This window comes from uncultured Algibacter sp. (genome assembly GCF_963976535.1).
Classification (GTDB): domain Bacteria; phylum Bacteroidota; class Bacteroidia; order Flavobacteriales; family Flavobacteriaceae; genus Algibacter_B.
On sequence record NZ_CAXBLF010000004.1, the window covers coordinates 1 to 14812 of the forward strand.

At 28.5% G+C, this 14812-nt stretch carries 13 protein-coding genes; all 13 read left to right on the forward strand.

All coding sequences use genetic code 11. The features are described from left to right. Window positions 1-260, forward strand: a 260-nt coding sequence (locus AAC024_RS02165) for a UDP binding domain-containing protein (RefSeq protein WP_339893536.1), incomplete at its 5' end; no start/stop codon positions are given. A gap of 9 nt (window positions 261-269) precedes the next feature. Next, the gene (locus AAC024_RS02170) at window positions 270-1550 is read left to right on the forward strand and encodes a nucleotide sugar dehydrogenase (protein WP_339893537.1); all 1281 of its coding nucleotides are present in this window, start codon (window positions 270-272) and stop codon (window positions 1548-1550) included. A gap of 30 nt (window positions 1551-1580) precedes the next feature. Beyond that, window positions 1581-3029, forward strand: a complete 1449-nt coding sequence (locus AAC024_RS02175; protein WP_339893538.1) for an MBOAT family O-acyltransferase — start codon at window positions 1581-1583, stop codon at window positions 3027-3029. Window positions 3030-3040: 11 nt separating this feature from the next. Continuing rightward, window positions 3041-3937: a hypothetical protein gene (locus AAC024_RS02180; protein WP_339893539.1), complete on the forward strand. Its 897-nt coding sequence runs from the start codon at window positions 3041-3043 to the stop codon at window positions 3935-3937. A gap of 43 nt (window positions 3938-3980) precedes the next feature. After that, window positions 3981-4919, forward strand: a complete 939-nt coding sequence (locus tag AAC024_RS02185) for a glycosyltransferase (protein ID WP_339893540.1) — start codon at window positions 3981-3983, stop codon at window positions 4917-4919. Between the two features lie 19 nt (window positions 4920-4938). Further along, window positions 4939-6468 (forward strand): hypothetical protein, encoded by a 1530-nt coding sequence (locus tag AAC024_RS02190; RefSeq protein WP_339893541.1) that lies wholly within the window; start codon window positions 4939-4941, stop codon window positions 6466-6468. Between the two features lie 33 nt (window positions 6469-6501). Continuing rightward, window positions 6502-7722: an O-antigen ligase family protein gene (locus tag AAC024_RS02195; protein ID WP_339893542.1), complete on the forward strand. Its 1221-nt coding sequence runs from the start codon at window positions 6502-6504 to the stop codon at window positions 7720-7722. Between the two features lie 21 nt (window positions 7723-7743). Next, complete coding sequence (locus tag AAC024_RS02200) at window positions 7744-8829, forward strand: glycosyltransferase (protein WP_339893543.1); 1086 nt, start codon at window positions 7744-7746, stop codon at window positions 8827-8829. 12 nt (window positions 8830-8841) lie between these two features. After that, window positions 8842-9987 carry a glycosyltransferase gene (locus tag AAC024_RS02205; protein ID WP_339893544.1) on the forward strand — a complete coding sequence of 382 codons (1146 nt, stop codon included), beginning with the start codon at window positions 8842-8844 and terminating at the stop codon, window positions 9985-9987. A gap of 24 nt (window positions 9988-10011) precedes the next feature. Next, the gene (gene asnB / locus AAC024_RS02210; protein ID WP_339893545.1) at window positions 10012-11913 is read left to right on the forward strand and encodes an asparagine synthase (glutamine-hydrolyzing); all 1902 of its coding nucleotides are present in this window, start codon (window positions 10012-10014) and stop codon (window positions 11911-11913) included. A gap of 12 nt (window positions 11914-11925) precedes the next feature. Next, window positions 11926-13065 (forward strand): glycosyltransferase family 4 protein, encoded by a 1140-nt coding sequence (locus AAC024_RS02215; protein WP_339893546.1) that lies wholly within the window; start codon window positions 11926-11928, stop codon window positions 13063-13065. 33 nt (window positions 13066-13098) lie between these two features. Further along, window positions 13099-14097 carry an endonuclease/exonuclease/phosphatase family protein gene (locus AAC024_RS02220; protein WP_339893547.1) on the forward strand — a complete coding sequence of 333 codons (999 nt, stop codon included), beginning with the start codon at window positions 13099-13101 and terminating at the stop codon, window positions 14095-14097. A gap of 25 nt (window positions 14098-14122) precedes the next feature. Next, window positions 14123-14755 carry an acetyltransferase gene (locus AAC024_RS02225; protein WP_339893548.1) on the forward strand — a complete coding sequence of 211 codons (633 nt, stop codon included), beginning with the start codon at window positions 14123-14125 and terminating at the stop codon, window positions 14753-14755. The last annotated feature ends 57 nt before the right edge of the window (window positions 14756-14812 follow it).

Sequence of the window (14812 nt, forward strand, 5' to 3'; positions counted from 1 at the left end):
AATCCGATTTAAATTATTTAAATACAAGATCTGAAGCTGAAAATAGTAAGTTAGTGCATGCTACTAAAACACCTTATGACGCTTTAAAAGATGCGCATGCCGTAGCTATTATGACGGAATGGGATGAATTTAAAACGTATGATTGGAAAAAAATATATACAGAAATGAAAAAGCCTGCATTTATTTTTGATGGTAGAAACATACTTGATAAATCAGAAATGGAAAAAATAGGTTTTGAATATTCTTCAATTGGTCAATAAAATTTAGTTATGAATAAAGATAAAATAGCAATTATAGGATTGGGGTATGTAGGTTTACCACTAGCCCGCTTATTCGCTACAAAATATTCAGTTGTAGGTTTCGATATCAATGAAAAGCGAATTTCTGAACTGCAACAAGGAAAAGACGTTACTTTAGAAATTGAAGATGACGTTTTAAAAGCAGTACTTAAAGATAGTCCAGATTCTATTAACGGTTTATATTGTTCAACGAATATCGATGATATAAAAGATTGCAACTATTATGTGGTAACCGTTCCAACACCGATTGACAAAAACAACAGACCAGATTTAACCCCTTTATATAAATCTAGTGAAACGGTTGGAAAAGTACTTAAAAAAGGTGATATCGTCATTTATGAATCAACGGTATATCCAGGTGCAACTGAAGATGAGTGTGTGCCTGTTTTAGAAAAAATAAGTGGCCTTAAATTCAACAAAGACTTTTTTGCTGGATATTCACCAGAACGAATAAATCCAGGCGACAAAGAGCATACAGTAGATAAAATTTTAAAAGTTACTGCTGGCTCTACTCCAGCGATTGGCAAAAAAGTAAATGACTTATACGCTAGTGTTATCACTGCTGGAACTCATCTTGCTCCTTCTATTAAAGTTGCAGAAGCAGCCAAGGTTATTGAGAACTCGCAAAGAGACATTAACATCGCTTTTGTTAATGAGTTAGCAAAAATTTTCAATCTTTTGGACATCGATACGCATGCTGTTTTAGAAGCAGCAGGCACCAAATGGAATTTCCTTCCGTTTAAACCAGGATTGGTTGGTGGGCATTGCATTGGTGTTGACCCCTATTATTTAGCTCAAAAAGCGCAAGAAGTTGGGTATCATCCTGAAATCATACTAGCTGGAAGACGTGTTAATGATAGTATGGGACAATATGTTGCCAGTGAAGTGGTTAAAATGATGTTAAAAAATGATATTAAAGTTAATGGCGCAAAAATCCTGATGCTTGGGATCACATTTAAAGAAAACTGTCCAGATATAAGAAACACCAAAATAGTTGATGTTATAAAGCATTTAAAAGAATACGGATTGGATATTACTATTTATGATCCATGGGTAAATTCAGAAGAAGTTAAACATGAATATAATTTAGAAGCTACTAATTCTTTGCCTAAAGGTAATTTTGACACCATTGTACTTGGTGTTGCGCATTCAGAATTCCTTAATATGACCTTTGATAATTTATTAGTTAAAAATGGGCTGATTTACGATGTAAAAAGCATTATTAAAAAAAATGTGTCTGGCAGATTATAAGATAATTATTTAAATTAGAAAGATAAAAATATGCTTTTCAATTCCTTTGAGTTTGTAATTTTCTTCTCTATTGTATTTTTTATTTATTATAAATCTTATGATAATTTAAAGTTTCAAAATATACTCTTATTAGTTTCTAGTTATATTTTTTATGGCTGGTGGGATTGGAGGTTTCTTTCTTTAATCTTTATTAGTTCAATAAGTGACTATATTATAGGAAAAGCACTTGATGAAAACAAAAATAAAAAACAAAGAAAAAGACTTCTTATTTTAAGTTTAGTTGTGAATTTAGGCATACTCGGATTTTTTAAGTATTATAACTTCTTTACCGAGTCATTTACAGATTTTATGTCCTTATTTGGTTTTGAAGCCAATCCTTTTTTATTAAATATAGTTTTACCAGTAGGAATTAGTTTTTATACATTCCAAACCATGAGTTATACGATAGATATCTACAGGAATAAAATGAAAGCGAATAAAAACTTATTAGAGTTCATGACTTTTGTTTCTTTCTTTCCTCAATTAGTTGCTGGACCAATTGAAAGAGCATCTCACTTATTACCTCAGTTTAGCAAAAAAAGAAAATTTGATGCTTATGAATTTAAAGAAGGTATTAAGCAATCTTTTTGGGGACTATTTAAAAAAATAGTAATTGCAGATAATTGCGCGTTTTACGCGAATCAAATTTTCGAAAATTCTGACAGTTATCCTGGTAGTGTTTTAATTATTGGCGTCGTATTATTTGCATTTCAGATTTATGGGGATTTTTCAGGATATTCGGATATTGCAATTGGTCTTTCTAGAATGATGGGCATTGATCTAATGCAAAATTTTAAATCGCCTTATTTAGCTGAAAATATTCAAGATTTCTGGAGACGTTGGCACATATCATTATCTACTTGGTTTAGAGATTATTTATATATTCCTTTAGGAGGTAGTCAAGTCGATTCAAATTTTAGAAGATCATTGAATATCATAATTACTTTTACTGTTAGTGGTTTTTGGCATGGTGCAAACTGGACGTTTATTATTTGGGGTGCTCTACACGCGCTATTTTATTTTATTCAAACTTATTACAGTAAACATTTAAAGTCTGTTAAAATTTTACCAGCTAACATTGTTAAAATATTCAATATTGCAATTACATTTATAGCGGTTACATTTGCTTGGATATTTTTTAGAGCTGAATCTTTTTCTCATGCTATAAATTACATATCTGAAATTGGGTCTAGCAAGATACTGATTAACCCTATTAGTCATTTTAAAAGTATGGGGGCTGCTGTCCAGCCTTTCGTAATCATAATTAGTTTAATATATTTAAGTGTCTTTGAAATCTCAAATAGAAATGCGTCTTATTCATTTCAAGTTGGTAATTATAAAGCTCCAGCTAGAACTCTAATATATTGCTCTTTATTATTATTAATAATATTTTTTAGAGCCACGAATGGTTCTGTTGATTTTATTTATTTCCAATTTTAAAGCTTACTATTATGAGAAAGATTTTAATAAAATTAACCCCTTATTTAGTAGCTTTTATAGTGATTAACTTTATTTTTTATAAAACTAGCGGTTTTTATAAACAAGAAAGAAAATATATTGAAAGAATAGAATCTGCAATTAATGCAAAGTCTGAGGTGGTTTTTCTTGGAGATTCTCATGTTGAAACAATTAAACGTTTAGATTTATCTGAAAACATTGGTAATCTAGCATTTGGTGCTGATGGTATAAATGAAATGTATGTAAAAGCACTAACAATGCTTAAGTACAATGAAAATTTAAAATATGTTTTCATTGCCACTGAACCTCAAATTTTCAATAGCTCATTATCATCAAACAGCACTTTTTTAAATAAATATTTATTAAAAATTAATGATAGTTTAAATGTTTATAATAAATCAAAATTAAATTTAATTACTGAAAGAATTCCATTATCCAATGATAGTTATTTAAAGTTTGTGCTAAATAAAATTTACTTAAATTTCAAGTTGGATATGGGTAGTGACGATAGAGAATGGGCTAAACTTACAGATTCTGAAAGAATAGAAATTGCTTCTAAAACAGGGAAGTTAGATCACAGTGCCATAATGAAAAATAAAGATTACCTAGAAACTTTTAAAACATTAGTCCGCATTTGTAAATCTAATAATATTACTGTTATTGGAGTTAGATTTCCTGTAAGTAAAGATTATATAGAACAGTGTAAAAGGGAAGATATTATTAAAGTTGATAACTTTATTAAAGATTTAAACCTTGATATGCATTTAGATTATTCTAATAGAATAATTGATCCAGAATATTTTGATGATGAAGATCATTTAAATAAAGAAGGTATGGAAAAATTGTCAGACATAATTTTTAAGGAAACAAACATTAAAATCACTAATTAATCCTTGTTATTTGTTTTAATAGCTAAGGAATACGTATTATACAATGGCTAATTTAATATCAGTTATAGTACCAGTTTACAACGCAGAAAAATATTTAGTGCGCTGCATTAATAGTATATGTAATCAAACTTATAAAAAATTAGAAATTATTTTGGTTAACGATGGCTCTTCTGACAATAGTAAGTCTATTTGTGAAGCATTTCAAAAAAACGACCCTCGTTTAGTACTTATAAATCAAAAAAATGGCGGGTCTAGTATTGCAAGAAATACTGGTTTAGAAAATGCTACTGGTGATATTATTTCTTTCATAGATAGTGATGATTATATTGAAGAAGTAATGCTAGAAAAGATGTTTCAATTGATGACTAAAAACAATCTTGATGTTATTGAAATAGAAAGAAATGCAGTATATGATAAAAAAGTATTTGATAACAGTTTTACAATAGAAGATCCAATTACTTCAACTGAAAGAATATTAAGAACAACCGCTTTTCAGGTATGGAAAAGAATATATAAAAGACATGTTGTTGAGAATATGAGATTTATACCTAACATTATACATCAAGACGTGTTTTTCACCATTGATGTAATTAATAAAGTACCTAACATAGGTTATTTGAATAATCCATTATATATATATAACAGAGAAAGTATCGGAATTATAAGAAGCAAATATTCTGAAATGAAAAGAGACATTGCTATTAGAGCTACAGAATATATAGCTGCAAATATACCAAAGGATGTTAGGTTAGAAAAAGTGATGAATGAATACATTGTTAGTTATTATACTGATCATTACTTTCTATTAAGCAGAAATAATTCTTTTGATATTGAAAGAAAATATCGCAAGAAATTGAAAAAGGAAATAATCAAAGCCTACGACTTATCAAAAATCAGGCTTCGTTCATTTTTGGTTATAGCAATGCCAACTAAATTTATGGAATTTATTTCGACTTCATATCAATCAATTAAATCAAAGTAAATAATTAAGTGTCATACAAATGTCAAGATTAGCATTAACAATAAAGAACGCTTGGATTGCTTTAGTCTTCCACATTGTATATGTGATTATTCAATTTTATTCAAGAAATATTTTTTTGGATAATTTAGGGGATGAATTTATGGGAGTTGTAGGTACATTAAAAAGTATTTTGCAATTTTTAAATTTATCAGAACTCGGCATTGGTGCAGCTGTTGGGTTTTCGCTTTACAAACCAATTTTTGAAAAAAATCAAGAAAAAATTAATGAAATTATTGGCTACTTAGGTTTCCTTTATAAGAGAATAGGTTTATTTGTAATAGTAACCTCTTCCGTTTTAATGCTGTTTTTTCCCTATATATTTCAGAATACTGAAATTAATCTTGGAATAATATTATTCTTATTTGTTGCATTATTAACTAGTAATCTATTAAGTTATTTTTTTGCTTACCATGTATTTCTAATGGAAGCAGATCAAAAAGGTTATGTAAACATCTCAATTAACCAGTCTGTATTTGTTTTAAGACTCATTCTTCAATGTATAGTTTTAATCTATTTTGAAAGCATAATACTTTGGATTCTTCTTGAACTGATTACACCTTTAATCTATATTTATATTTTAAGAAAAAAAATAAAAAAAACTTATCCTTGGTTAATTTTTAAATTTAAAACAACGAAAGAAATTAGAAATAGAAATCAGGCATTACTCAAAAAAATTAAGCAGTTAAGTTTTCATAAAATTGGAGGTTTTGTATCAAATGGTACAGATAACATCTTGATATTTTCGTTAATAAGTCCTGCTACCGTTGCTTTTGTAGGCAACTATCAGTTAGTGATGAATAATATTAACACATTGGTTAGCCAAGTTTTTAAAGGCACTAACGCAAGTGTAGGTAATTTAGTAGCAGAAAATGATATTAACAATATGACTAAGGTTTTCTGGGAAATGATGGCTTTACGTTTTTTCTTTGCTGGTTGTGCTTCCTTGATGATTTATATAGGCTTTGATGATTTAATAACGATATGGTTAGGAGATAAATATTTGATGTCACATAATATTCTTTTAGCCTTAATAATTATCTTTTTCATACTTCAAGTAAGGCAGCCTGTAGATAGTTTTAAACAAGCCTATGGTTTATATGCAGATATATGGGCTCCTTTAGTACAGAGTGTTTTAAACCTTGGCTTATCAATAATTTTTATCATAAAACTTGGAGTAATTGGAGTTTTTATTGGTACCATTTTAAGTCAAATTACTGTTATTTTAATCTGGAGACCTTACTATTTGTTTTCTCAAGGATTTAAAATTAGCACATTCACTTATTGGAAAGGGTTTGTCTCTCATCTTTTTTATCTAGCAATATCATTTGGTATTTTTTATTATATATCTACCTTTTTAGAATTTGAAACAAGTACCAATTTGTTATCTTTGATGTTAAGACTTTTTGTTTTTGGGGGTATTTATTCCATAACTTATTTTTTAGTTTTAATAGCTTTTAGCAAAGGCTTTAAAAATCTCGTTTATAGATTTAAGTTTTATCTAATAAAATAATTTATTATTACTTATTAAAAGAAAAAAAACAGAATGAAATATTTTATTGGAGGACTTATAGTTTTATTTGCTTCTTACACTGATATCTTTTTGTTTAGATCTAATATAATACCAGTTCCACCTTCTTCTTTTTTAATCCCTCTTTTTATGGGATTATGCTTAATCAATTATTCTATAAAAGATTTAATTGATATTTTTAAATACCATAGTTTTAGAATACTATTTATAGTACTTTTGTTTTCTTTAATATATGCCGGTTTCTCTAAAGCGAAGAGCTCTATTATAACAGAGAAAATTGTACTAAATATCATTACTTTATTACTTTATACTTTTATTCTACATTTCTTTAGAACAGAAAGTAAAAAAACTGTTATAACTGTTTTAATATCATCTTTTGCTGTCCTTGTAGGGAGTTTTTTTTACGACTTTTTTATTGGCCTGCCTAATTACGGTCAAAAGTTTGCTGAAAGTGTTAGAAAAGGAGGATTTGGAGAGAACCCCAATCAAGCAGCATCAGGAATAAAATTTTTAGCTTTAGCAATATTAGTATTAATAAATAAAGATAAAAAACTAAGATATATTATAATAACCCTAATGGTTGCAGCTGTATTTCTTACTCTTTCCCGAAGTGGAATGGCTTCTGTAATTTTTATATTGATTTTTGGTACTATGAATAATTGGAGTGAAGACACAAATCTTAATCCAAAGATAGTCATAACAAGTGTTTTTAAACTTGTTATGATATTTGCTGTTTTATATATATCCCTTTTATCTTTTGCTGAAATAATTAAAGAAAATTTTCCTGCTTTCACAAGAGGTGCTGCAGGTCAACGAATGGATATGCTTCTCGGAAAAAGTGAGGTGAAAATTGATGAAGGAGGTGATAGCGGTGGACGATCCGATTTACTAGTTATGTTCTTTTACGACTTCTTAGATAATCCTTGGGGAAGAGGTACTGGCTATAGCTCTGATAAAAACTTCAACCGATTGAATTCTCATAATTATTTTTTATACTTAGGTATCAATTTTGGGATATTGGCATTATTATTTTATTTATTCTACACAGCTTATAGTTTAAATATAGCTATCAAATATGATCAATTTTATTATTTAATATTTACCGTTTTAATCATTTTCGAGTGCTTTGTCTCACATAACATTTGGTATACAAGAACTCTTATAGTATGTCTAGCATTTTTTGATAGCCGTGTTTACAAAAATATAAACCAAAAAAGAGTGAATTATTTAGCATGAATATAAATATTATTGTTATAAATGAATAAAAAAAAGAAAATTGTGTTCGTACTTCCAGAAATAACGGCAGGTGGCGCTGAAAGAGTTATGTCTTTTGTAGCACAAAATTTATCTAAAAAGGATTTTGATGTTTCTCTGTGGGCCGCAGGATTTGAAAAAAACACAAAATATGATGTTGACGGTCTTAATGTGGAATATTTTAATAAGCCAAGAGTTTTGACAGCTATTCCTGGCTTTTTCTTTGCTTTAATAAAAACAAGTCCTAATATTGTTATAAGTTCGATATCACATTTAAATATTGCAATGGGTTTGTTGTCTGTTTTCTTTCCTAAAACAAAATTTATTGGTAGAGAAGCTAATGTTTTAAGTATAAAAAAACAATTTGGTAAAAAAAAGAAAAGCATCATTGGTGAAATTTCATCTTCTAAAATAGGATATCGTTGTTTAGATATTATTCTTTGCCAATCGAAAGATATGTTTAACGACATGAAGTTAAATTATAATATCCCATCAGATAAGATGCGAATTATAAATAATCCCATTACTGATGCTTTTAGTTTTAAAGTAAAAGAAAACAAAAAAGATGATGTTGTAAAATTCATAACTGTTGCTAGGTTAAAGAAACAAAAAGGGCATGAACGTATTATTCGTGCAATAGCAACATTAAATTTCCCATATAAATATACAATAGTTGGAGATGGTCCCGAAAAGGAGAATCTGTTTAATTTAATTAATGAATTAGGAATAAGAGATAATATAGTTCATATCCCTTATACAAATGATGTATCTAAGTATCTTGCAATGAACGATTTTTTCCTTCAAGGCTCATTTGTTGAAGGCTTTCCCAATTGTTTAATAGAAAGCTGCTCTGTTGGAACTCCTATTATAGCTTATAGAGCTCCTGGAGGGTTAAATGAAATAATAGAAGAAGGTGTTAATGGATTTATAGCTGACAATGATGAAGAATTTGTTAAAAATATAATTAAGTCAACTTCAATGAGTCAATGGAATTCAAAACGTGTTAGTGATTCAGTAGTAAAAAAGTTTAATAAAGCATTAATAATTGAGAAATATGAGAAATTATTTCATGAACTATCTGCTAACTAATTTGAAAAGCTAATGAATCTTGGTATTTTAATTTATTCATTATCTGGTGGTGGAGCAGAAAGAGCTGTTTCTCACCTCCTAGCCTATTGTATTGATAATAAAATTAAAGTGCATCTTATTTTGATGAGCACAACTATTAAATATGAAATACCTAGTGAAATTGAAATACATTACATTGAGAAATCTAATCCTAATGAACATGGTATTATCAAAACATTAAAAATTCCTTTTTTAGCATGCAAATATTCTAGACTTTTAAAGCAATTAGAAATTACTCATAGTTTAAGCTTTTTAACTAGACCATCTTTTATAAATATTATTTCAAGTAAGCTAACAAGTTATCGTTTTAAAGTAATCACTAATGAACGAGCATTTCCCAGTCTTCAATATAGTTATCCAAGTTTTCAATCTTCTTTCAATAAAAGAATGATTCGTTTACTTTATAAAAAATCAGATCTTATTATATCGAATTCTCATGGAAACGCTAATGATTTGATAGAGAATTTTAGCGTGCCTAATGATAAAATGAGGGTGATTCATAATCCTATTGATTTAGAAAAAATAGATACAATAGAAGGATTAAATGATTTTTTTGATAACAAAAAACTCAATCTAGTAACCCTTGGTCGTTTGGATATTGGTAAAAACCATAGCATGCTTATAAATGCAATAAGCAAATTAAACAACCCAATATTAAGATTATATATATTTGGAGTTGGAAATATGAAAAAGGAGTTAGAATCTCAAATCAAAGAACTAAAGTTAGAAGAACAGGTTATATTAGCAGGATTTGATCCTAACCCTTACAAATATTTAAAAAAGGCTGACTTATTTATATTTGGCTCTAATCATGAAGGATTCCCTAATGTTTTACTTGAAGCTATGTCTTGCGGCTTACCCATTTTAACAACAAACTGTCAATCTGGTCCAAGCGAAATTATGAAATTAAAAACCGTTGTAAATGATATAATGATAACAGATTATGGAATATTAGTACCTATAAAGAATGCTGAATTAATGGCGAAAGGAATTAACTATTTCATTTCTAACAAGTCTTATCTAAATAGTTGTAAACCTCATGTTTTAAGGCGTGCAGAAGATTTTAGAAAAAATAAAATATTAAAAAAATATATAGATGTAATTAGTTCTACTAACTAATTATGTGAAATAAAAAGTAAACCCATGTGTGGAATTAACGGAATAATAAATAAAACCAGTTGTAGTAAAAATGAAATAACTACAGCGCTAACTAAAATGAATAATTTAATTATTCATAGAGGCCCTGATGAAGATGGTTTTATAGCTACCAAACAGGATGATTTTTCTTTAGGAATGGCTATGAGAAGGTTATCTATTATTGATTTATCTACAGGAAGACAACCTATATATTCTGATGACAAAAAAATAGTCATCGTATTTAATGGTGAAATTTATAATTATAGAGCCCTTAAATCAAAATTAGAAGCGTCCGGAACTACCTTTAAAACAAACAGTGATACTGAGGTTATTTTAAAATTATATGAAAAACATGGTACAGAGTCATTTAAATGGTTAGATGGTATGTACGGTTTCAGTATTTACGATCAACATAAAAATAAGGTATTTATAGCTAGAGATTTTTTTGGAGAAAAGCCACTTTACTATACTAATACAAACAAACAGTTTATTTGGGCTTCAGAATTAAAATCAATAGTTAATGTATTAGATTTTAAACCAGAAATATCAAAAAAGGGCTTAAATCTTTTTTTAAGACTAACTTATATTCCTGCGCCCTATTCGATATATGATAATGTTTTTAAATTGGAAGCAAATCATTTTATCGAATATGATTTAAAAACAAATTCATATGAAATAAACAAGATTAGCCAAGAAACACTACCAAAAACAGAAAAAATAAGTTTTGAAGACGCAAAAAAAAATGTTAGAGACTTAGTTTATGAAAGTGTAGAAAGTAGATCTATTGCAGATGTTCCATTAGGCACATTTTTATCTGGTGGTGTTGATTCGTCAATTGTTTCGCTGTGTCTATCGCAATCCGCAAACAAAAAAATTGAAACATTTTCAATAGGTTTTAAAGAGGCTAAATCTGATGAAACAGATAAATCACAACTTGTTGCAAAAATGATTGGTAGTAATCATCATGAATTTAAGATTGGTGAAGATGATTTAAAGGATAATATTCATGAAATATTATTAAACTTCGATGAACCTTTTTCTGATACTGCAGCACTCCCCACCTATTTCGTTTCTAAAAAAACTAAAGATTTTGTAAAAGTAGCATTAACTGGTGATGGTGGTGATGAAGTTTTTGGAGGTTACAATAAATACTATGTAGGTAAAATGAATACACGGTATACTAATATTGTTCCCAAACCTATTCATAACATATTATTAAATTCATCAAAGTATTTATTAGCAACAAAAAGTGATAATAGAGGAAAACGCTTTAAAATAAAAAAAATGCTGAAAGCGGTTAGTTATGAAGGTGATCAATATTGGGATATTATTTCATTGGCTAATAGTGAGTTAGAATTATCACAAATTTTAAACCCCTCCCATTATATAGATGATTTATTCGGTGAATATAAAGATAGGTTATATAGTGATAAGGCTGAATCACTTACTGAGTTTAGACACATAGATAAAATATTAAGTTTGGAGGGAGGCATGCTTGCCAAAGTAGATAGAACAAGTATGCAAAATTCTTTAGAATGTAGAGCGCCTTTTTTGAATAAAAAATTATGGGACTATACAAATACACTTCCCGAAAGCTATTTAATGAAAGGTTGGAATAAAAAACATATATTAAAAGAGGCTTTTAAAGATCAATTTCCTGATGAGTTTTTAGAAAAAAGTAAACAAGGCTTTGGTTCTCCAACAGGAAATTGGTTAAGGCAAAGTTTACGGAAAGAGCTTGAAAGCTATATTGAACCAAAAATGCTAGAACAACAAGGTATTTTTAACACAAATATTATTACAAAATTAGTTAAAGATCATTTAGAAAGTAAACGAGACAATACATTTAGAGTGTGGTCTTTTTTCTGTTTTCAAAAATGGTATAGTTTTAATTACTTAAACAATTAACATTTTTATTAAATGGAAAACAAAAGAATATTAATTGTTGGGTCTACTTCAGCATCATTAATAAATTTTAGAGGCGATTTTATTAAAAGTTTAGTAAAAAATGGGTTTGAAGTATTCGCAGCTGCTCCAGAATTTGATAAAAAAACATATGATCAGCTTATTGATTATGGGGCTACGCCTATTGAATTCAAACTTCAAAGGACAGGGATGAACCCTATTAAGGATGCAAAAACAATTTTAGAGTTAAAAAAAATCATAAGCAATAATAGCATCGATTTAGTATTTCCTTACACCGTAAAACCAGTTATCTATGGTTCCATTGCAGCAAAATTATGTAAAGTGTCTGTGATTTCATTAATTACAGGATTAGGTTTTGCTTTTACGGGTTTAACCTTAAAAGCAAGAGTATTACAACGACTTAATGAGTTTTTATATAAAATATCTATTCGTAAAAATAAAGTCATTGTATTTCAGAATTCTGATGATTATAACTTGTTTTTAAAAAGAAGGATAATAAAGAAAAAAAATAAAGTTGAATTTGTAAACGGATCTGGTGTTAATTTAGATAAATATAGATATCGTATTAATAATAATATGAGTGATAATATAAGCTTTCTTTTTATAGCTCGTTTAATTCAAGAAAAAGGAATAGGTCTTTACATTGATGCCGCAGAAGTTTTGAAAAAAAAATACCCAAATGCAATATTTCACGTTATTGGTTATGTTGATGAATCACCTTCAGCAATAAAATTAGAAAAATTGAATGCCTTACATACAGAGGGAATTATAATATACCACGGCCCTCAAAAAAACATAGCAGATCATCTTTATAAAAGAGATGTTTTTGTACTACCAACTTATTACAGAGAAGGTGTTCCAAGATCTATATTAGAAGCTTTATCAGTTGGTCTTCCTATTATCACAACTAATACCCCTGGTTGCAAAGAAACTGTAAAAAAAGACAAGAATGGTTTTTTAATTAAGCCACAAAACTTGGAAGAATTAATAACAGCTATGGAATATTTTATAACAAATAAAGCTAAGATAAAAGAAATGGGAATTCATAGTAGAAAATATGCTGAAGAAAAATTTGACGTAGATATAATAAATAATAAACTTATCAGTATTGTTAAATCGGCTTTAAGGCATTAACCTTCTATATACAAATAATTTGAGCTGCTTAAAATGAAAAATTTATATAAATATATCAATATAAGTGCAATATTACTGGTAATTACACTAATTGTTGGGGTTTTAAGTTCTTATATTAATCTTGGGGTTTTTAGCGTGTTTTTTAGTGTGTTTTTACCTCTTCTTTTTATTATAAATATTTTTTTTATCGTCTATGGAATACGTAAAAAAAAATATTTTTATTTTACCGGTATCTTTTTATTTATAATTTGTTTTGAGTTTTTTTTTCAATTTTCAATAAAAAAAGCAGTGCAACCTTCACCAGAAGCTATAAGTTTATTGTCTTATAATGTTAGAGAGTTTAATGCAGATAATGATATAAATGAAGAAGGAATTGCTAATAAAATTTTAAATTTTGTTGAGAGTGTAAACCCCGATATTCTTGTCTTACAAGAATCTGAAATTAAAGCAAGCCAAAAAATAAAAAACTATCCCCATAAGTTTATAGGTTATAGAAAAGGCAAAAGCAAAACGCTTCTTGCTATGTATTCCAAATATCCAATTATAAAAAGAGGTTATATAGATTTTCCTAACACATTAAATAATGCCATGTACGCTGATATTAAAATACTCCAAGATACTATTAGAGTCTTTAATATGCACTTACAATCTTTTGGAGTTGAATTGAATTCTGCAAAAGAAAATAATAACAGATTCTCAAGTTTTTTTAGCAAAATTAATGGCAGTATTTCTAAACAAATTCAACAAGCTAAGTTGGTTAAAGCAGAAATAAACCAATCCTCAAAAAAAGTTATTGTTTGTGGGGATTTTAATTCTACACAATTTTCATTACCATATAGGGTTTTAAAAAAAGGATTAGCGGACTCGTTTATCAGTAAAGGCAGTGGTTTAGGAGCTACTTTTTCTTTATCATATTATCCGCTTAGACTTGATTTTTTCTTACTAGACAAAAGATTAAAGATCGTTAATCACAATAATTTTAATTTAAATTTGTCAGATCATGAACCCATATTACTTAATTTTACTCTTTAAAACACTAAACACTAAACACTAAATAATGAAAAAAAATAAAAGGGTTAGAATATATGGTTCTGGCGGTCACTCTCAAGTTATAAAGGACGTCTTAGAATTAAACGATTATAATGTTACAGAAGTCTTTGATGATAAACCTGAAGGCGTGCATCATGCAAGTACCCACGTGGTGAACGGCGCTAGGAAAAACATTAACGAATTCCCTCATGAAGGCCCCTCGGTGATTATTGCTGTTGGTATTAATGCTGAAAGAGCTGAAATTTCCAATTTTCTTAATTGTACTTATGAACGAGCTATCCATCAGTCTGCTATTATTTCTGATAAGTCAACAATTGGAGAAGGAACTGTTGTTTTTGCAGGCGCGATAATTCAGCCAAATACTGCAATTGGCAAGCATGTAATAATAAATACTGGCGCAAGTGTGGACCACGATAATATAATTGGAGATTTTGCTCATATCTCTCCAAAAGCAGCCCTTTGTGGTCATGTAGAAGTTGGTGAAGGCACACATATTGGTGTTGGAGCAGTAGTTATTCCTAAAGTAAAAATTGGTAAATGGTGTACCATTGGAGCCGGAACCATTGTACTTAAGGATATCCCTGATTATTCTACAGTTGTTGGAAACCCTGGGAAAATTATTAAAACTAAATCGCTTTAATTAATAAACATACCATCTGAAGCAATTATTTTATATTTATAAAAGTTGACAAGTCAT

Bases quoted from the DNA above. Each gene is read 5' to 3' on its own strand.
- AAC024_RS02190 (WP_339893541.1), top strand. From the start codon at position 4,939: ATGTCAAGATTAGCATTAACAATAAAGAACGCTTGGATTGCTTTAGTC.
- AAC024_RS02200 (WP_339893543.1), top strand. From the start codon at position 7,744: ATGAATAAAAAAAAGAAAATTGTGTTCGTACTTCCAGAAATAACGGCA.
- AAC024_RS02170 (WP_339893537.1), top strand. From the start codon at position 270: ATGAATAAAGATAAAATAGCAATTATAGGATTGGGGTATGTAGGTTTA.
- asnB (WP_339893545.1), top strand. From the start codon at position 10,012: ATGTGTGGAATTAACGGAATAATAAATAAAACCAGTTGTAGTAAAAAT.
- AAC024_RS02175 (WP_339893538.1), top strand. From the start codon at position 1,581: ATGCTTTTCAATTCCTTTGAGTTTGTAATTTTCTTCTCTATTGTATTT.
- AAC024_RS02180 (WP_339893539.1), top strand. From the start codon at position 3,041: ATGAGAAAGATTTTAATAAAATTAACCCCTTATTTAGTAGCTTTTATA.
- AAC024_RS02220 (WP_339893547.1), top strand. From the start codon at position 13,099: ATGAAAAATTTATATAAATATATCAATATAAGTGCAATATTACTGGTA.
- AAC024_RS02195 (WP_339893542.1), top strand. From the start codon at position 6,502: ATGAAATATTTTATTGGAGGACTTATAGTTTTATTTGCTTCTTACACT.
- AAC024_RS02185 (WP_339893540.1), top strand. From the start codon at position 3,981: ATGGCTAATTTAATATCAGTTATAGTACCAGTTTACAACGCAGAAAAA.
- AAC024_RS02205 (WP_339893544.1), top strand. From the start codon at position 8,842: ATGAATCTTGGTATTTTAATTTATTCATTATCTGGTGGTGGAGCAGAA.
- AAC024_RS02225 (WP_339893548.1), top strand. From the start codon at position 14,123: ATGAAAAAAAATAAAAGGGTTAGAATATATGGTTCTGGCGGTCACTCT.
- AAC024_RS02215 (WP_339893546.1), top strand. From the start codon at position 11,926: ATGGAAAACAAAAGAATATTAATTGTTGGGTCTACTTCAGCATCATTA.